Origin of the sequence: Amycolatopsis sp. cg5, from assembly GCF_041346955.1 — a bacterium.
Taxonomy (GTDB): Bacteria; Actinomycetota; Actinomycetes; order Mycobacteriales; family Pseudonocardiaceae; genus Amycolatopsis.
The window spans coordinates 2,007,244-2,025,460 of record NZ_CP166849.1; the positions used below are offsets into that span (position 1 = coordinate 2,007,244).

Below are 18,217 nucleotides of genomic sequence, written 5' to 3' on the forward strand. Positions count from 1 at the left end.
GGCACATCGCCGTGCCGGAACGGTGTCAATCACGCACAGTGGAGAGTTGCTCAATGAGCTCGACGGGAGTCTCGTCCCCTACCGGTCCAGGCGTCGAAAGCGCCACTCGCCCGACGACGAGTCCGGAACAGACCAGGGATGAGCTGATCGACGCCGCGGCCGCGTTGGCACCGGAGATCGGTGAGCTGATCCGCCTGTACTACCGCCACATCCCCGCCGAAGAGGTGCTCGGCGACGACCCGGTCGATCTGGTCGGCGCGGTGCGGTCGCACCTGCAGCTGGCCCAGCACCGGATGCCGGGCCGCCCGGCGGTCCGCCTGCTCAACCCGACCACCGCCGAGGACGGCTGGACGCGGGAGGCCACGGTCGTGCAGGTCGTCACCGACGACATGCCGTACCTGGTCGACTCGGTCGCCGCCGAGTTCGCGCGCGACGGGGTGCAGGTCCACCGCATTGTTCACCCGATCGTGGTCGTCAGCCGGGAGCTGACCGGTGACCTCAAGGAGGTCTACCCGACCGCCGACGCCGCCGACCCGCCCGAGGGCGCGGACACCGAGTCGTGGATGTACGTCGAGATCGACCTCATCACCGACCCGAACCGGGCCCGCGAGCTCGACAACCGGCTCTCCAGCGTGCTGGGTGACGTCCGCGAGGTCGTCGAGGACGCCGAGAAGATGGCCGAGCAGGCCCGTCAGCTCGCCGAAGAGCTCGAAACCACCCCGCCGTCGCTGCCCGAGAACGAGGTCGTCGAGGGCGCCAAGCTGCTCCGCTGGCTCGCCGACGGGCACTTCACGTTCCTCGGCTACCGCCGCTACGAGCTGATCGACAACCCGCACCCCGAGGCCGAGGAACCCGCGCTGCGTGCCGTGCTCGCCTCCGGGCTCGGCGTGCTGCGCCAGGACTCGCTCGCCGCGCGCGGCCTGACCGCCGGGCCGGACACGGCCGTGAGCGCGCTCGCGCCGACGCTGCTGGTGCTCACGCAGGCCAGCGCGCCGTCGACGGTGCACCGCCCGATCTACCCGTACTACGTGGGCGTCAAGACGTTCGACGCGGACGGCAACGTGACCGGTGAGCACCGCTTCCTGGGCATGTTCACCACCACCGCGCTCCACGAGAACGTCCTGGACATCCCGGTCGTGTGCAACCGCGTCCGCCAGGTCATCCACCGCGCCGGCTTCCCGATGGAGTCGTTCTCCGGGCAGCGCATGCTCGAGGTGCTGCAGAACTGGCCGCGCGCCGACCTGTTCTCCGCCGACACCGACTCGCTCTACGCGACCACGACCGGCGCGATCACGCTGTCGGACCGCCGCAGGCTGCGGCTGTTCCTGCGCCGCGACCCGTACGGCCGCTTCTACTCCTGCCTGGTCTTCCTGCCGCGTGACCGCTACACCACGCGCTCGCGCCTGGCGATGCAGGAAGTGCTGGTCGAGGAGCTCGAAGGCACCCAGCTCGAGTACAGCGCCCGCATCGGCGAGACGGTGCTCGCGCAGGTCCACTTCGTGGTGCACACCGACCCGACGCGCCGGATCGAGCCGGACACCGCCCACATCCAGGAACGCCTGAACACCGCTGTCCGCAGCTGGGACGACTTCATGGTCGAGGCGATCCTGAACGAGCGCCGCGAGCGTTCCGAGCCGAACAACTTCAGCGAGGAGTCGGCCACCGACCAGGGCCAGCGCTTCGCCGGGGTGTTCCCGGAGGGCTACAAGGAGGACTTCGAGGCGGCCGACGCGCTCGCCGACCTCCGTCAGCTCGACGCGCTGTCCGGCGACGGCGATCTCTCCATGTCGTTCTACGTGCCTGCCGACGCCGAGCCGGGGGAGCGGCGCTTCAAGCTGTACCTGCTCGGCGAGGGCGTGACCCTGTCGAAGGTGCTGCCGGTGCTGCAGCGGATGGGTGTCGAGGTCGTCGACGAGCGTCCGTACGAGCTGCGCCGTGAGGACGGCAAGCGCTCCTGGATCTACGACTTCGGCCTGCGGATCGCGCCGAACGTGCTGGAGCAGATCGAGGCGGGCAAGGAAGGCGACCTGCGCGTCCGCTTCCAGGACGCGTTCAACGCCGCGTGGTGCGGCCTCGCCGAGGTCGACGGCTTCAACGAGCTGGTGCTGCGCGCGGGCCTGAGCTGGCGCCAGGCCGCGATCCTGCGTGCCTATTCGCGCTACCTGCGCCAGGCGGCGAGCCCGTTCTCGCAGGAGTACATCCAGCGCGCTGTCACCGCGCACACCGACATCGCGACCGCGCTGGTCAAGCTGTTCGAAGTGCGGTTCGACGTGACCAGCCAGGAGGACGAGCGCGTCGCGCACGCCGCCCAGCTGGAATCGGACATCACGAAGATGATCGACGAGGTCACCAGCCTCGACGAGGACCGCATCCTGCGCCGCCTGCTCGCGGTGATCACCGCGACGCTGCGGACGAACTACCACGTCACCGACGCCGACGGGAACAACCGCGAGTACCTCGCGATCAAGCTGGACCCGAAGTCGGTGCCGGAGCTGCCCGAGCCGCGCCCGCGGTTCGAGGTCTTCGTCTACTCGCCGCGCGTCGAGGGTGTGCACCTGCGCTTCGGCGAGGTCGCGCGTGGTGGTCTGCGCTGGTCGGACCGCCGAGAGGACTTCCGCACCGAGGTGCTCGGCCTGGTCAAGGCGCAGGCCGTGAAGAACGCGGTCATCGTGCCGGTCGGCGCGAAGGGCGGCTTCGTCGTCAAGCGCCCGCCCGCGCCGACGGGTGACCCCGGTCTCGACCGCGACGCCTTTCAGAAGGAGGGCATCGCCTGCTACCGGATGCTCATCTCCGGTCTGCTGGACCTGACCGACAACCGGGTCGAGGGCAAGACCGTGCCCGCGCCGAACGTCGTCCGCTACGACAACGACGACAGCTACCTCGTCGTCGCCGCGGACAAGGGCACCGCGACGTTCTCCGACATCGCGAACTCCGTCTCGGCCGACTACGGCTTCTGGCTCGGCGACGCGTTCGCCTCCGGTGGCTCGGTCGGCTACGACCACAAGGCCATGGGCATCACCGCCAAGGGCGCGTGGGAGAGCGTCAAGCGCCACTTCCGCGAGCTCGGCAAGGACAGCCAGAGCGAGGACTTCACCGTCGTCGGCATCGGCGACATGGCCGGTGACGTGTTCGGCAACGGCATGCTGCTGTCGGAGCACATCCGGCTGGTGGCCGCGTTCAACCACATGCACATCTTCCTGGACCCCAGCCCGGATTCGGCGAAGACGTTCGCCGAGCGGCAGCGGCTGTTCAACCTGCCGCGTTCCTCGTGGGACGACTACGACCGCTCGCTGATCAGCGAGGGCGGCGGGATCTACCCGCGCTCGGCCAAGGCCATCGCGATCACCCCGCAGGTCCGCGAGGCGCTCAGCATCGACGAAGGCGTCGAGAAGCTTTCGCCGACCGACCTGATGAAGGCGATCCTGCTCTCCGAGGTCGAACTGCTCTGGAACGGCGGCATCGGCACCTACGTCAAGGCCGAGCGTGAGACCCACGCCGACGCGGGCGACAAGGCCAACGACGCCGTGCGGGTCAACGGCAACGAGCTGCGCGTGAAGGTGGTCGGCGAGGGCGGCAACCTGGGCCTGACCCAGCTCGGCCGGATCGAGTTCGCCAGGACCGGCGGCAAGATCAACACCGACGCGCTCGACAACTCGGCCGGCGTCGACTGCTCCGACCACGAGGTCAACATCAAGATCCTGCTCGACCACCTGGTGATGGCCGGTGAGCTCGACCACGAGCAGCGCAACGAGCTGCTCGGCGAGATGACCGACGAGGTCGGCGCGCTCGTGCTGGCCGACAACTACCGCCAGAACGCGGTGCTCGGCGTCAGCCGCGCGCACAACGGCCCGATGCTCTCGGTGCACGAACGCCAGGTTGCCGCGCTCGAAGCGGCGGGCGCGTTCAACCGCAAGCTGGAGGCGCTGCCGAGCCGTTCCGACTTCAAGGCGCTTGAGAAGGCCGAGGAGGGCCTGACCTCGCCTGAGCTGTCGACGCTGCTCGCGCACGCGAAGCTGGACCTGAAGAACGAGCTGCTCGCCAGCGAGCTGCCCGAGTCCGAGGTCTTCTCAAGGCGGCTGCCGGAGTACTTCCCGAAGCCGCTGCGTGAGCGCTTCGAGTCGGCGATCTTCGAGCACCCGCTGCAGCGCCAGATCATCACGACGCAGGTGGCCAACGAGGTCGTCGACGGTGCGGGCATCTCGTTCGTCTTCCGGCTTTCCGAGGAGATGAACGCGACCGCCACCGACGCGGTCCGCGCGTACGCCGTGGTCAACGCGGTCTACGACCTGCGCTCGATCTGGGACGAGATCGACAAGCTCGACAACGTGGTGCCCACCGACGTCGCCGACTCGATGATGCTGGAGACCCGCCGCCTGCTCGACCGCGCGGCGCGCTGGTTCCTGACCAACCGTCCGCAGCCGCTGGCCGCGCTGTCCGAGATCAACCGGTTCGGCCGGGTCGTCGGGGAGCTCGCGCCGAAGACGGGCGAGCTGCTGCGCGGACGCGAGCTGGAGTCCGTGCAGACCCACATCGACGAGCTGATCGGTCAGGGCGTGCCCGCCGACCTGGCCCGCCGGGTCGCGATCCTGCTGCACACCTACGGCCTGCTCGACGTCACCGAGGTGGCGGAGCTGGCCGAGCAGCAGATCGGCGTGGACACCGTGCACACCCCGGCCGAGACGGCCGAGCTGTACTACGCGCTGTCCGATCACCTGAACATCGACCAGATGCTCACCTCGATCAGCGCGCTGGAGCGTGGCAACCGCTGGCACGCGCTCGCCAGGCTCTCGCTGCGTGACGACGTCTACTCGTCGCTGCGTGCCATCACGCTGGACGCGCTGCGCCACAGCGAGCCCGACGACACGGCCGACGAGAAGATCGCCCAGTGGGAGCGCACGAACTCCGCGCGCATCGGCCGGGCCCGTGCCGCGCTCGAGGAGATCGCGCAGTCCGGCAGGCTCGACCTGGCCACGCTGTCCGTCGCGGCCAGGCAGATCCGGAGCACCGTCCGGTGACCTATGTCGCACTGGTCCGGCCACGCTGGTCGGACATGGACGTCTTCGGGCACGTCAACCACGCCGCGATGGTGACGCTGCTCGAAGAGGCCCGCGTTCCGCTGCTGTTCGGTGAGGCCGTCAAGGCCGGTCTCACCGAACTGCCCAAGGGCGTGGTGGTGGTCAAGATGTCGGTGAACTACCACGCCCCGGTGATCGCGGACGGTCAGGACATCAGGATCGAGCTTTCCTTGAAGGAGCTCAGGTTCGCGAGCTTCACGCTCGGCTACAGCGTCCACAATGGACCTTCCGAGGCCGACAAGGTGGCGGTGACGGCGGAAACCGTGCTGGCACCGTTCGACACGGTCACCGAGCGGCCACGTAGGCTCAGTGACGAGGAACGCTCGTTCCTGGAAGAGGGACTCCGTAGTGCCTGAGCTCAGAATTCCCGACGCGGCCGACCGCGAGACGCTCGGCGCGTTCGTCGCGCGCGCGGTCCGCTTGGACGGCGGCACGTTCGTGCGCCTGCGCCAGCGGCCCGACAGCGCCGTGCCCGTCGTCGAGGCGTGGGTGTCCACCCCGTTCGAGGTGCTGGCCACCCGCGCGGTCGCCGGCGAGATCAGCCCGTCGGACCTCACGGTCTCCGGCAACGAGCTGCTCGCCGCGCTGACCGTGGCCGGCGGCCCGGTCATGGATCCCGGCCCGGCACGGGACATGATGTGGCACTCCGAGCTGCCCGCGTCTTCGCGCTGGCAGCTGGTCGACGAACTGCCCGCGACCGTGATCTCGGATCTCGCCGACAAGGGCGTGACGCTCGCCAAGGACAACGTCGGCCCGCACGGCACGCCGCCCGCTTCGCTGATGGATCAGGCGGTGCTGACCGTGACCGGCGAGTCGGTCGAGGTCAAGGTGCAGATGCGCTGCCTGTTCGCCTTGTCCGGCATGGGTTTCCTCGACGCGTCGGTCGCCGACGACGTCGTCCGCGTGACCGCGACCGACTCCTGGCTGCGCATCGACGCGCGCTACGGCGCCGTGCTCAAGCGCCGCCACGCCCTGCTGCCGCTGCTGTTCTGATGGCTGGCTACCGGTTCTTCTTCGACGCCGGTTCCGGAACGGTTCTGTGGCACGAGCCGTGCCCCGCGGACGGGGCCTCCTTCGTCGACCTGGACGAGCTTCCGGTCAGCACGGAGATGCGTGCCGAGTTGTGGGGATTGGTCGAGGAATACGACACTTGGCTGAACTGGGATGATCCTGGCGGCCCCGGCCTGTGGGACGAAGCGCGCTGTGTGAAGTTCAACGAGGCCGTGCGCCAGACGATCGCCCGGCTGCGCGCCGAACTCGGCCCGGACCGGCCGATCTACGACCAGCACTGGGAACTCCACGAAGAGACCGATACCAGGGGGTCGTGAGTGGTATTACCGGTTCTAACCGGCCATACCACTCACGACTTCTAGAACCGGGTTCGCATGACTTTCATGCGCTCGATCTCGGCGCTCTGACCGGTGACGACGTGCTGCGCCATCTCCTGGGCCTTCTGGTCGACGCCGTTGGCGAGCGCGCCGTCCGCCATGGTCAGCGCGCCCTGGTGGTGCGCGATCATCAGGTCGAGGAACATCCGCTCGAAGTCCTTGCCGGTGGCCGCGCGCAGAGCGTCGAGCTGCGCGGGTGTCGCCATGCCTGGCATCGCGGCGTGATCATGGCCGTGACCAGGGCCGGGCACCGGCTGGCCCGCGTTCTTCAGCCACTCCTTCATGAGCGTGACTTCGCCGTCCTGGGACACGGCGATGCGGCCGGCGAGGGAACGGACCTGCTCATCCGATGACTTGGCCGCGACGAGGTCGGTCATGATCTTGGCCTGCTCGTGGTGCGGGAGCATCATCGTGACGTAGTCGATGTCGGCCTGGTTGGGCTTCGTCTCGTACTTCTTCGCCTGACCGCCGGGCACGATCGTGCCCTGGTCGCCGGGCTTGCCCGGCAGTACGACGGGCACGGTCGGCTCTGTTTCGGCGGGTGCGCCCGCACAGCCGGTGGCCAGCACCGCGGTCAGCAGCGCGAGCCCGGCGAGACGGTTTCTCATACTGAGACCCTCCCATAGTCGCTAGCCGCCATGAGGGTAAAGATCCGATAATCGGGTGGCAAAGGTGGTTGAGAGGAGATCCACATCGTGGGTAAGCCAGGGGGCGCTCGTCGTCTTGCCAGGATTTTCACCTTGACGGCCGCGGTCGCCGGGCTCGCGTTGTCGAGTGCCGTCGCCGCGCCGGCCGGTACCGCCGAGGGAGCCATCCCCGGTGTCGACGAGATCGTGCACAGCCCGAATCTCCGTCAGCTCGCGAACCTTCCGCACCAGGCGCCGTTCACGTCGCCGGTCGGGACGGACATCGCGTTCACCAAGGACCATGCGATCGTCGGCAACTACGACGGCTTCGTGATCTACGACATCAAGAACCCCGCCCGGCCGAAGATCGTCAGCCAGGTGCTCTGCCCCGGCGGCCAGAACGACGTCTCGGTTTCGGGTGACCTCGTGTTCCTGTCGACGGACAGCTCGCGCAGCGACAGCTCGTGCAACAGCGTCGCGCAGCCGGCTTCGGTCAAGGAGTCTTGGGAAGGCATCAAGGTCTTCAACATCAAGGACCTGGCCCACCCGAAGTACGTCGCCGCCGTCGAGACCGACTGTGGCTCGCACACGCACACGCTGGTCCCGGACAACAAGAGTCGTGACCTGTACCTGTACGTCTCGTCGTACGCGCCTGCCGCGAACCTGCCGGACTGCCAGCCGCCGCACGACAAGATCTCCATCGTGAAGGTGCCGGTCGACCACCCGGAGAACTCCGCCGTGGTCGCGAAGCCGGTGCTCTTCCCGGACGGCGGCAACGCCGGTGGCCCGAACCCGGACGGCACCAACCGCTCGGCGACGACCGGCTGCCACGACCTGACCTCGTACCCGCAGAAGGACATCATGGCGGGCGCGTGCATGGGTGACGGCATGCTGTGGGACATCAAGGACCGGCTCAACCCGCGGGTGATCGACCGGGTGCAGGACACGAACTTCGCGTTCTGGCACAGCGCCACCTTCAACAACGCCGGCACGAAGGTGATCTTCACCGACGAGCTCGGCGGCGGTGGCATGGCGACCTGTCTCGCCAAGTTCGGCACCACCCGCGGCGCCGACGGCATCTACGACATCAAGGGCCGCGGCGACAAGCGCAAGCTCGAGTTCAAGTCCTACTTCAAGATCCCGCGCCTGCAGGCCGAGAACGAGAACTGCGTGGCGCACAACGGTTCGCTGATCCCGACGCTGTTCGGCGACTACATGGTGCAGTCCTGGTACCAGGGCGGTGTCTCGGTGTGGGACTTCACCGACTCGTCGCACCCGAAGGAGATCGCGTTCTGGGAGCGTGGCCCGCTTTCGGCCACCGGGAACGCGACCGGCGGCACGTGGTCGGCGTACTACTACAACGGCTACATCTACTCGTCGGACATCGTGAAGGGCTTCGACGTGCTGGAGCTGCGTGACTGGCGCACCGCCACCGCGAAGCTCAACCGCTACAACCAGTTCAACCCGCAGACGCAGCCGCACTACGGCTTGTTCTGATTCAAGACGCGATAAAGCCCGCTTTACTCCCCGGAGTAAAGCGGGCTTTATCGCGTTTCTCAGTCTTTGACGAGCCAGGCCGAGGAGTCGGGCGGGAGCTTGCCGTCGATCAGCGGAGAGCTGGACAGCAGGACGTTGCCCGGCGGCAGCGGAATCGGCGCGGCGGACGTGTTGAGCGCGCAGATGAGACCGCCTGGGCTGCGCCGGAACGCGAAGCAGCCGGCCGGCGCGCCGTACCACTCGATCTCGTCGCCGCTGAACGCCGCGTGCTCGTGCCGGAGCTCGACGGCTTGGCGGTACAGGGAAAGCGTCGAATCCGGGTCTTCGAGCTGCTTCTCGATCGTCAGCCCCGCCCAGTCGGCGGGCATCGGCAGCCACGTGCGCGCGTTGCGGGAGAACCCGAACGGCACCACGTCGCCTTCCCACGGGATCGGCACGCGTGAGCCGTCCCTGCTGTGCTCGGGACCGGCCGTCTTCGCACGCGGGTCGGCCATCGCCTCGACGGGCACGTCGACGTTGCCGAGGCCGAGTTCCTCGCCGTTGTACAGGTAAACCGTGCCCGGCAACGCCAGCTCGACGAGAGCCATCGCCCTGGCCCTCCGGACGCCCTGCTCGCCGCCGCCATAACGGCTCACCTGACGCCAGACGTCGTGGTTGGCCAAGGTCCACGTGGCGGGCGCGCCCGCAGCCTGTGGCACCGCCAGCGAGCGCTCGATGGCCGCGTGCATCGCGTCGGCGTCGAAATGCGTGAGCACCAGCTTGAAGTTGAACGCCAGGTGCAGCTCGTCCGGCCGCAGGTACTTCGCGAGGCGTTCCTCGTCGCTGACCCAGATCTCGCCGACCGCCATGGTGCCCGGGTATTCGTCGATCACCTTGCGGATCATCTGGTGGATCTCGTGGACGTTGTCGTCGTCGAACCGAGGGTCGTAGAACCCGGTCGCGACCATCGGCTGCGCACGCGGGTCCATGTCCGGCAGCCCGGCCGGTTTCGCCATGCCGTGCGCGACGTCGATGCGGAACCCGTCGACGCCGCGGTCGAGCCAGAACCGCAGTGTGCGCTCCAGATCGGCGCGCACCTCGGGGTTGGCCCAGTTGAGATCCGGCTGCTGCGACGCGAACAGGTGCAGGTACCACTGCCCGTCCGGGACGCGCGTCCACGCCGGGCCGCCGAACGAGCTGACCCAGTTGTTGGGCGGCCCGCCGTCCTCCTTGCCGTCGCGGAAGAGGTACCGGTCGCGCTCGGGGCTGCCCGGTCCGGCGGCCATCGCCGACTTGAACCAGGTGTGCGTGTTGCTGGTGTGGTTCGGCACCAGGTCGATGGTGACCTTGATGCCGCGCGCGTGCGCGTCGGTGACCAGCGCGTCGAAATCGGCCAGATTGCCGAAGAGCGGGTCGACCGAGCGCGGGTCGGCGATGTCGTAGCCGTGGTCGGCCATCGGCGACGAATAGAACGGCGTCAGCCAGATCGCGTCCACGCCGAGCAGTTCGAGATACCCGAGCCTGCCGCGGATGCCTTCCAGGTCGCCGACCCCGTCACCATCGGAGTCGGCGAACGACCGCACATAGATTTGGTAGAAGACGGCTTCGCGCCACCACGCCTGTTCCGCTTGCGGTTCCCTGCCCGCGCGTCTCATCAGACGAACCTGTTCATCATGCTGTGCGCCGCCATCTCCAGATAAGCCCATAGCTGCGCCCGGTACGGCTCTTCGACGCCGACCTCGTCGACCGCGATCCTGATGCAGCGCAGCCACGCGTCGCGCTCGATCGGGCCGATCTTGAACGGGTTGTGCCGCATCCGCAGCCGCGGGTGCCCGCGCTGGTCGGAGTAGGTGTGCGGGCCACCCCAGTACTGCATGAGGAACAGCCGGAAGCGCTCCTCGGCCGGGCCGAGGTCCTCCTCGGGGTACAGCGGCCGCAGCACCTCGTCGGCCGCGACCTCCTGGTAGAACCGCGCGACGATCGCGCGGAACGTCGGCTCGCCGCCGATCGCTTCGTACAGGCTCACTTCACCGGGAGAGGTCACTGGCTCATTGTCCCCTGTTCGGCACGGGGCTGTCCGTCAGACTGCCCGGTGGTGTTCGACGGGCTCGCCGTCACGACGGGCGCCTCGATCACCGCGGGCGGCTTCGGGAACCGGCCCATCGGCGGCTCGAAACCGGCTTCCTCCAGCGCACCCATGATGCGGGCACGCAGCGCGCGCTGCACCGCCCACTGCTGGCCGGGGCGGACCTTGGCGGTCACGCGCAGGGTGATCGCCTCCGGTGTGACACTTTCCACACCGAGGATCTCCGGCTGCTCCAGCAGGTCGGCCGCGACCGTCTCGGTCTCGGCCGCCGCGGCGGCGGCCTCGGTCAGCACGGTGGTGGCGCGCTCCAGGTCGACGTTGTAAGCCAGCGGCAGGTCGACGACGGCGACCGCGAAGCCCTGGCTCGAGTTGCCGACGCGCAGCACCTCGCCGTTGCGCATGTACCAGACGGTGCCCTTGACGTCACGCAACGTCGTGATGCGCAGGCCGACCGCCTCGACGGTGCCCGTCGCGCTGCCGAGGTCCACGACGTCGCCGACGCCGTACTGGTCCTCCAGCATCATGAAGATCCCGGACAGGAAGTCACGCACCAGGTTCTGCGCGCCGAAACCGATCGCGACACCGACGACACCCGCCGAAGCGATGATCGGGCCGAGGTTCACCCCGAGCTCGCCCACGATCAGGATGAACGCGAGCCCGTAGATGATGAAGGTGGACAACGACTTCAGCACCGAGCCGATGGTCTGCGCGCGCTGCCGCCTGCGCTCTATGACAGCCGGCCCCAGCACGTCCGGCGCGCGCTCCCGCAGCGGCCGCAGCAACGTGGGTAGCTTGCCGCCGTTGCTCTTCGGGATCGTGGTGAGCCGGTTGATCAGCCTGCGCACGATCTTCAGCGCGACGAACGCGATGAGCAGGATGAACACGATCCGCAACGGCTTCGTCAACAGCCAGTCAGCGGAGCCGGCGAGCCATTCGTTGTGCGTGATGTTGAAGACCTGTGCGCACCAGGTGCTCTGGTCCTTGATGCACGGCGGGGCTTCTGCGAGCAGGAGCGTCACGAAGAGCAAATCCTTTTCCTGTGGTTGTTTTCGCGGCATGAGCGCGCAGCCGCCACGATAGCGGCCTCGCGTCCGATTCGCGTTCGGCGGAGTCCGTCAGGCGTCGATCAAGGTACGGCGCGGTGACACGTCCTTTAACACACGTGCGCTTTGGGTGTGATCTGTGGTCGACTAGGGCGGTACCGGTGGAGGTGGTCGAGTGCCAGACCGACAACCCATCCCCCTCGGCGCCCCGAGCCAAGCCATGGCCGGACCAGCGCCGGAGGTCGTCCTGAGCGCACACGCCAGTGTGCCCGGCTCGCGACCAGGGGGTGCAAACAGACCGCCCGGACAACGTCGTGGGCGGGAAACCATGCCCAACGGCGCTCCCTTGTGGGGGCGGCGGAGGGTGCTCCTACTGAATGCCACGTTCGAACCACTGACCGCGCTGCCGCTGCGGCGGGCCGTGGTGCTGGTTCTGTGTGGCAAGGCCGAGGTCGTTCACGGTGACCCGGCCGGTTCGCTCCTGCACGCGGCGACGGTGTCGCTCCCCGTGCCTTCGGTCATCAGGCTCAGTACCTACGTGCGGGTTCCCTACCGGGCGAAGGTGCCGCTGACCAGGGCGGGGCTCATGCACCGGGACCGCTACCGCTGCGCTTACTGCGGCGGAAGGGCGGAAACGATCGATCACGTGCAGCCACGCAGCCGGGGTGGTCCCCACACCTGGCAGAACTGCGTCGCGTGCTGCGCGAGATGCAATCACAAGAAGGCGGATCACACGCTGGCCGAGCTGGGCTGGCGGTTGCGGGTCGTGCCGCGTGCTCCGCACGGGCCGCATTGGCGGCTGCTCGCACATTCCACCGAGGCGGACCCGCTGTGGCGGCCGTATCTCGGTGCACCGGCGGCCTGACGAAGGCCCCCGGATATATCGGCGCCCCGGTCGCCTTGTTCAGGCGGCCGGGGCGAGCCGGTCTGCTGCTCTCGCGAAGATCAGGAAGCGGTGACGCGCGTCCCCATGGTCACGCGGGTGCCCCGCGTGACGCGGGTACCGCGGGTGACCCGCGTGCCTGCCGTGACGCGGGTACCCCGGGTCACTCTCGTGCCGCGGGTGACCCGTGTCCCGTTCGTGACCCGGGTACCGCGGGTGACCCGTGTACCGCGCGTCACCCTCGTGCCGGCCGTAACGCGTGTTCCGGGCTCGAAAATACCTTCAAGCAGTGACTGAACGTCGTCGAAAGTCGCCTGGGTGGGGGGCTGGACCTTGTGCATGATGCGTCCTCCTGAGACCGGTGCGTTACCAAATTGAGCATGGGGAGCGGGGCGCAAGGCCCGTACAGGTGAAAAAGCTACGAGGATTTCACCGCGCCGACAAGACAACAGCGACGGGTGCAGCCGCCTGTACGTTGAGTTGCAACCTTTCGCGCGCACATGTTCGCCCCAAAGTGGGAGTCGGGGGCGCGCAAGCGGCGGACGGCCGGTCTGACGCGTCGAGCGGTTGACGAACTCGTTCTCACTAGTGCGGCGTGATCGGGTGGTCCGATCGGGTATCCGATACGCTGCCCGCGTGAACCTTGTCGAGACGATCGTGGTCTTCGTGGCGATCCCGGCGGCCATCTATTTCCTGTTCGGCGCCTTCACGCTGCGCTCCAAGAACGGTGGCACGCCCAGGTACCGGCCGGGGCAGCCGTGGGACTACGCGCCGCTGTGGTGGACCGCCAACCCCGAAGGCGTCGGCCACCACGCGCCCGCCGCACCCGCCGAGAACATCCCGACCGTCAAGGGAGGCGCACGTGGCAACTGGTGAGCTCGTGTCCCAGTCACCGGACACTGAAGAACCCGGTTATGGCGTCGCCATTACGGCCACCGGACGGCGTTCCGTAGCCAAGATGTACGAACCGGCTACTCCATCCGGCCCCTTCACGCCGCAGCAGCTTGCGCGGCTCGACGAGGCGCTGACCTTCGCCAGCCGCGAGACCGGCCTCGACTTCAGCATCTACCTCGGCGAGCTCGGCTCGGACAGCCGTGAGGCCGCCGAGAAGCTGCACGACTCGGTCGACAACCCCGGCAACGCGGTGCTCGTCGCCGTCTCGCCCGGCGAGCGCCTGATCGAGATCGTCACCGGCGGTGTCGCCTTCCAGCGCCTGCCCGACCGCGGCGCCAAGCTGGCCGCCGCGAGCATGGTCGCGTCCTTCAAGGAAGGCGACCTGGTGGGCGGTCTCGTCAACGCGCTGCGCATGCTCGCCGACCAGGCCGGGCCCGCGCCCAAGCACTGACGCTCTTCCGTCGAAGGCCCCCTGCCGATCCTTGGCAGGGGGCCTTCGACGTTGTGGTCGCGAAAGCCCGAAAGCCACTTTCGGCAGATGCGATCTGACGAAAGTGGCTTTCGGGCTTGGAACGCTAGGCCTGGTGGGAGTCGAAGTCCCGGGCGGCCAGCGCCCGCACGATGCCCGCGCGGCCCTCGGACACCAGGCGGCGCAGCGCGGCGGGCTGCTCACCCGTCAGCCACGCGTCGGCCGCTTCCACGGTCGACGCCTCGACGGCCCACGACGGGAACAGGCCGACCACGGTCGGCTGGGCGCGCTCGCTGGAGCGGCGGGCCCACACCTCGTCGATCACCTCGAAGTACTTGGCGACGTACGAGCCGAGCAGCGCCTTCTGGCCGGGGTGCGAGAAGCCGGAGATCAGCGAGTCGCTCACCGCGTTGGGCAGTGCGTCGTCGTAGACCGCGCGCTGCCACGCGTCGGCCTTGGCGTCCTCGGTCGGGCGCAGCGCGCGGGAGCGCTCCGCGTGGCGGCGGCCCGCGGCGGTGTTGTCCGTCGCGAGTTCGGCGTCGATCTCGTCTTCGCCCGCCTTGCCGTGCGCGACGAGGGACTGCAGCAGACGCCAGCGCAGGTCGGTGTCGACGGTCAGGCCGTCCAGCGGGGCGGAGCCATCGAACCAGCCCTGCAGCACGGCCAGCGTCTTCTCGTCGAGCACGGAGCCGGCCAGCGAGTTGACGAACGCCAGCTGGTGGTCCGAGCCTGCTTCGGCCGTCTGCGCCAGCTCCAGCAGGCGTCCGGTGAACGACGGCCAGCCCTTCTCACGGGCCCAGTCCTGGTCGGCGTAGGAGTTCAGCGCGGTCTGCGCCTGCAGCAGCAGCCGCTGCACGACACCGACCTCGCTCTCGGCGTGGATGCCGCGCGCGATGAGCGTGACGAAGTCGCGGGCCTTCAGCTCGGCCTCGCGCGTCATCTCCCAGGCCGCGGACCAGCACAGGGTGCGGGGGAGCGGCTCGGTGATGTCGGCGAGGCGGTCGATCAGCGTGGTCAGCGAGGTCGGGTCGAGCCGCATGGTGCAGTACGTCAGGTCGTCGTCGTTGACCAGCACGAGCTTGCCGGCGGCGGTGCCGACCAGCTCCGGCACCTCGGTGCGCTCGCCGTCGACGTCGAGCTCGATCCGGCGGACGCGCACGATCTTGCCTTCGCCGTCCTCGTCGTAGACGCCGACCGCGACGCGGTGCGTGCGCAGCTCGCCTGCGCCCGGCTTGGCGCCGGTCTGCACGACCGCGAACGAGCGGTACGTGCCGTCGGTGTCCACTTCGTACCGCGGGCTGAGCGAGTTGAGGCCGGTGGTCTCCAGCCACTGCGCGCTCCACCACGACAGGTCGCGCCCGGACGCTTCCTCCAGCGCGGACAGCAGGTCCGCCAGCGTCGCGTTGCTCCACGCGTGCTTGGTGAAGTAGACCTTCAGGCCCTCGAGGAAGTGCTCAAGGCCGACGTAAGCGACGAGCTGCTTGAGAACGCTCGCGCCCTTGGCGTAGGTGATGCCGTCGAAGTTCACCTCGACCGCGTGGAGGTCGACGATGTCGGCCGCGATCGGGTGCGTCGAGGGCAGCTGGTCCTGCCGGTACGCCCACGACTTCTCGATGTTCGCGAAGCTCGTCCACGCGTTCTTGTACTCGGTCGCCTCGGCCTGCGCGAGCACGCTCGCGAAGGTCGCGAACGACTCGTTCAGCCACAGGTCGTCCCACCAGCGCATGGTGACCAGGTCGCCGAACCACATGTGCGCCATCTCGTGCAGCAGCGTCTCGGCGCGGCGCTCGTAGGCGTAGCGGGTGACCCGGCTCCGGAAGACGTAATCCTCCAGGAACGTCACGGCGCCCGCGTTCTCCATGGCGCCCGCGTTGAACTCCGGCACGAACAGCTGGTCGTACTTGCCGAACGGGTACGGCGTCGCGAAGTTCTGGTGGTAGAAACCGAAACCCTGCTTGGTTTCGGTGAACAGCCGCTCGGCGTCCATGTGCTCGGCGAGCGAGGCGCGGCAGTAGATGCCCAGCGGGATGGTGGCGTGCTCGTCGGTGTATTCGTCACGCCACTCGGCGTACGGCCCGGCGATCAGCGCGACCAGATAGGTCGAAAGCCTCGGCGACACACCGAACACGGTGCGGGCGGCGCCTTCCGGAGTCTCCTCCACGGACTCGGCGAGCGCGTTCGAGATGATCTTCCAGTCCTGCGGCGCGATGACGGTCAGCCGGTACACGGACTTCAGGTCCGGCTGGTCGAAGCAGGCGAACATCCGCTTGGCGTCGGCGGTTTCGAACTGCGTGTACAGGTAGACGCTCTCGTCGACCGGGTCGACGAAGCGGTGCAGGCCCTCGCCGGTGTTCATGTAGCGGCAGTCCGCGACGACCACGAGTTCGTTGGACTCGGCCAGCTCGGGCAGCTCGACGCCCTTGTCCTCGATGTAGGCGGACACGTCGAGCTCGACGCCGTTGAGGGTCGCGGAGCGGACGCTCTCGGCGACGATGTCGATCCAGCTGCGTTCACCCGCACGGTTGCTGGTGAACCGGACGGTGGTCGTCGACAAGAAGGTCTTCTCGCCGGGACCGCCGCGACCGTCGGTCAGATCGAGTTCGATGTCGTAGGACTCGACCTCCAGCAGCTCGGCGCGCTGCTTGGCTTGGTCGCGGGTCAGGTTCGGGGCGGGCACGGGCACCTCTGGTTGTTGGTATCGGTTTTCGGTAGTGGCTACTGGCATCCAATCATGCGGACACGGGCACTGACGACCGGGAACAAGCGTCGTCTGCCCGGAGTTGGCTTTGAGTGTGGGGACAGTCCCGACAGCCAGTCGTTACCAGGGAGTCAACGAATGTCCGAGAAGGTGAAGGTCGACTTCTATTTCGACCCGATCTGCCCGTTCGCGTGGATCTCGTCGCGGTGGATCCTCGAGGTCGAAAAGCACCGTGACCTCGACCTCCGATTCCGGGTCATGAGCCTGTCCGTGCTGAACAGCGGCCGCGACGAGCTCCCGGAGCAGTACCGCGAGCTCATGGAGAAGGGCTGGGGCCCGGTCCGCGTCGCCACCGCGCTCGCGCAGGCCAAGGGTGAGGAGGCGCTGCGCGACTACTACACCGAATTCGGCACGCGCCGCCACAACAACGGCGTCGAGGACTTCGACGTCATCATCAAGGAAGCGCTGGCCGCCATCGGCGCGCCGGCGGAACTCGCCGAGGCCGCGCACTCGACCGAGTACGACGAGGCGCTCAAGAAGAGCCACCACGAGGGCATGGACCCGGTCGGCATGGACGTCGGCACGCCGACCATCCACATCGACGGCGTCGCCTTCTTCGGCCCGGTGCTCACCTCGATCCCGCGCGGCGAGGACGCCGTCAAGGTCTTCGACGGCGCTCGCCTGCTCGCGGGCTACCCGGACTTCTTCGAGCTCAAGCGGACTCGGACGGGCGAGCTGAATTTCGACTGAGTGCTGCCCTGGTGACGTCTTCGGGATAGGGGGAGCGGGCGAGCGCACTGACTACGGTGAGCTCGCCCGCGGTCACCGCGGCGTCGAGCACGGACAGCGAAGCCATACCGTCACGGTGCTCGGCAACGAAGACCGGGCCGACAGGTTCGCCATGGCCCGGCACCACTATTTTCGGGCATAACGCCAGAATCCGGTCAAGCGCGGCAGGCCAGTTCGTCAAGTCGTTGTCGACACCGAACGAGTCGGCGGTGAATCCGGCCGGCCCGTTCTCCACGGTGTCGCCCGCGAAGACGACGCCCGCGTCCGGCACGTGGACGATCAGATCGTGGTCCGTGTGCGCGTGCCCGAGGTTGATCAGCACCGCCGACCGCCCGCCGAGATCAAGCGTGACCTCGGTTTCGACGACCCGGTCCGGCCATTCGATCCGGGTCCGGTCGAGTGCGTCCGCGATCTCCGGTTTGCCTTCGTCCCGGTACGACTTGGCCCACTTGCGCCTGGCGCCGTCGCCGAATGTTTCGAGTTCGGCGAGACAGCCCTTGGCCGCCCAGACGTCGCACGGCAGGAACGGGGTCGTGCCGAAGGCGTGGTCGAAGTGCGCGTGCGTGTACGCGACGATCCACGGCAGTGGCGTGATCTCACGGACAGCGGCGGCGAGTTCGGCGCCCTGGTCGACGTCGCCCCTGGTGTCGATCACGAGGCACTTCTCGGTGCCGACGACGAGCCCGACGGTCAGGTCGAGTTCCTCGTAGCGGCGGGCGTAGACGCCTTCGGCCAGTTCCAGCCAGGTCAAAGCTTCTCCAGGATGTCGTTTCTGAGTATCGGGACCGTC

General features: G+C 68.2%; 15 protein-coding genes. 9 read left to right on the forward strand and 6 right to left on the reverse strand.

Features of this window, described 5'->3' with window-relative positions; translation table 11 throughout:
* Positions 1–53: 53 nt before the first annotated feature.
* From AB5J62_RS09135 to AB5J62_RS09150, 4 genes are read left to right on the forward strand one after another with little or no spacing between them, the layout of a single operon-like run.
* Positions 54–5,015, forward strand: coding sequence for an NAD-glutamate dehydrogenase (locus tag AB5J62_RS09135; RefSeq protein WP_370947702.1), 4,962 nt, complete (start codon positions 54–56; stop codon positions 5,013–5,015).
* A complete protein-coding gene (locus AB5J62_RS09140; RefSeq protein ID WP_370947703.1) occupies positions 5,012–5,431 on the forward strand; it encodes an acyl-CoA thioesterase in 420 nt (139 codons plus the stop codon). The genes AB5J62_RS09135 and AB5J62_RS09140 overlap by 4 nt, the downstream gene beginning before the upstream one ends.
* On the forward strand, positions 5,424–6,068 hold the full coding sequence (locus AB5J62_RS09145) for a hypothetical protein (protein WP_370947704.1): 645 nt from the start codon (positions 5,424–5,426) through the stop codon (positions 6,066–6,068). Before AB5J62_RS09140 ends, AB5J62_RS09145 begins: the two co-directional genes overlap by 8 nt.
* Positions 6,068–6,403: a hypothetical protein gene (locus AB5J62_RS09150; RefSeq protein ID WP_370947705.1), complete on the forward strand. Its 336-nt coding sequence runs from the start codon at positions 6,068–6,070 to the stop codon at positions 6,401–6,403. The genes AB5J62_RS09145 and AB5J62_RS09150 overlap by 1 nt, the downstream gene beginning before the upstream one ends.
* 41 nt (positions 6,404–6,444) lie before the next feature.
* Here AB5J62_RS09150 and AB5J62_RS09155 read toward each other — a convergent pair whose 3' ends face one another.
* Positions 6,445–7,071: a DUF305 domain-containing protein gene (locus AB5J62_RS09155; RefSeq protein WP_370947706.1), complete on the reverse strand. Its 627-nt coding sequence runs from the start codon at positions 7,069–7,071 to the stop codon at positions 6,445–6,447.
* 132 nt (positions 7,072–7,203) lie between these two features.
* Here AB5J62_RS09155 and AB5J62_RS09160 point away from each other — a divergent pair, with 132 nt between their 5' ends.
* Positions 7,204–8,586: an LVIVD repeat-containing protein gene (locus AB5J62_RS09160; RefSeq protein ID WP_370947707.1), complete on the forward strand. Its 1,383-nt coding sequence runs from the start codon at positions 7,204–7,206 to the stop codon at positions 8,584–8,586.
* A gap of 59 nt (positions 8,587–8,645) precedes the next feature.
* On the opposite strand, the gene AB5J62_RS09165 is transcribed toward AB5J62_RS09160, so the two are convergent.
* Genes AB5J62_RS09165 through AB5J62_RS09175 form a run of 3 tightly spaced genes read right to left on the reverse strand, consistent with a single transcriptional unit; the run spans position 8,646 to position 11,670 of the window.
* Entirely contained in the window at positions 8,646–10,220 is a 1,575-nt protein-coding gene (locus AB5J62_RS09165) for a glycoside hydrolase family 13 protein (RefSeq protein WP_370947708.1), read from the reverse strand.
* Positions 10,220–10,609: a globin gene (locus AB5J62_RS09170; protein ID WP_370947709.1), complete on the reverse strand. Its 390-nt coding sequence runs from the start codon at positions 10,607–10,609 to the stop codon at positions 10,220–10,222. The genes AB5J62_RS09165 and AB5J62_RS09170 overlap by 1 nt, the downstream gene beginning before the upstream one ends.
* A complete protein-coding gene (locus AB5J62_RS09175; RefSeq protein ID WP_370947710.1) occupies positions 10,606–11,670 on the reverse strand; it encodes a mechanosensitive ion channel family protein in 1,065 nt (354 codons plus the stop codon). Before AB5J62_RS09175 ends, AB5J62_RS09170 begins: the two co-directional genes overlap by 4 nt.
* A gap of 388 nt (positions 11,671–12,058) precedes the next feature.
* Between AB5J62_RS09175 and AB5J62_RS09180 the strand changes: the two genes are divergently transcribed.
* From AB5J62_RS09180 to AB5J62_RS09190, 3 genes are all read left to right on the forward strand, one after another.
* Entirely contained in the window at positions 12,059–12,559 is a 501-nt protein-coding gene (locus AB5J62_RS09180) for an HNH endonuclease (protein ID WP_091291826.1), read from the forward strand.
* Positions 12,560–13,213: 654 nt separating this feature from the next.
* On the forward strand, positions 13,214–13,453 hold the full coding sequence (locus AB5J62_RS09185) for a hypothetical protein (protein WP_370947712.1): 240 nt from the start codon (positions 13,214–13,216) through the stop codon (positions 13,451–13,453).
* The gene (locus tag AB5J62_RS09190) at positions 13,440–13,922 is read left to right on the forward strand and encodes a DUF5130 family protein (protein WP_370947713.1); all 483 of its coding nucleotides are present in this window, start codon (positions 13,440–13,442) and stop codon (positions 13,920–13,922) included. The genes AB5J62_RS09185 and AB5J62_RS09190 overlap by 14 nt, the downstream gene beginning before the upstream one ends.
* Positions 13,923–14,046: 124 nt before the next feature.
* On the opposite strand, the gene pepN is transcribed toward AB5J62_RS09190, so the two are convergent.
* Positions 14,047–16,617, reverse strand: coding sequence for an aminopeptidase N (gene pepN, locus AB5J62_RS09195; RefSeq protein ID WP_370947714.1), 2,571 nt, complete (start codon positions 16,615–16,617; stop codon positions 14,047–14,049).
* Positions 16,618–16,776: 159 nt separating this feature from the next.
* On the opposite strand from pepN, the gene AB5J62_RS09200 reads away from it, so the two are divergent.
* Positions 16,777–17,388, forward strand: a complete 612-nt coding sequence (locus AB5J62_RS09200) for a DsbA family protein (RefSeq protein WP_370947715.1) — start codon at positions 16,777–16,779, stop codon at positions 17,386–17,388.
* Here AB5J62_RS09200 and AB5J62_RS09205 read toward each other — a convergent pair.
* Entirely contained in the window at positions 17,351–18,178 is an 828-nt protein-coding gene (locus AB5J62_RS09205; RefSeq protein WP_370947716.1) for an MBL fold metallo-hydrolase, read from the reverse strand. The genes AB5J62_RS09200 and AB5J62_RS09205 overlap by 38 nt on opposite strands.
* Positions 18,179–18,217 lie beyond the last annotated feature (39 nt).

Excerpts from the sequence above, each read along its gene's own strand:
- AB5J62_RS09135 (WP_370947702.1), top strand. The coding sequence starts at position 54 with ATGAGCTCGACGGGAGTCTCGTCCCCTACCGGTCCAGGCGTCGAAAGC.
- AB5J62_RS09150 (WP_370947705.1), top strand. The coding sequence starts at position 6,068 with ATGGCTGGCTACCGGTTCTTCTTCGACGCCGGTTCCGGAACGGTTCTG.
- AB5J62_RS09155 (WP_370947706.1), bottom strand. The coding sequence starts at position 7,071 with ATGAGAAACCGTCTCGCCGGGCTCGCGCTGCTGACCGCGGTGCTGGCC.
- AB5J62_RS09165 (WP_370947708.1), bottom strand. The coding sequence starts at position 10,220 with ATGAGACGCGCGGGCAGGGAACCGCAAGCGGAACAGGCGTGGTGGCGC.
- AB5J62_RS09200 (WP_370947715.1), top strand. The coding sequence starts at position 16,777 with ATGTCCGAGAAGGTGAAGGTCGACTTCTATTTCGACCCGATCTGCCCG.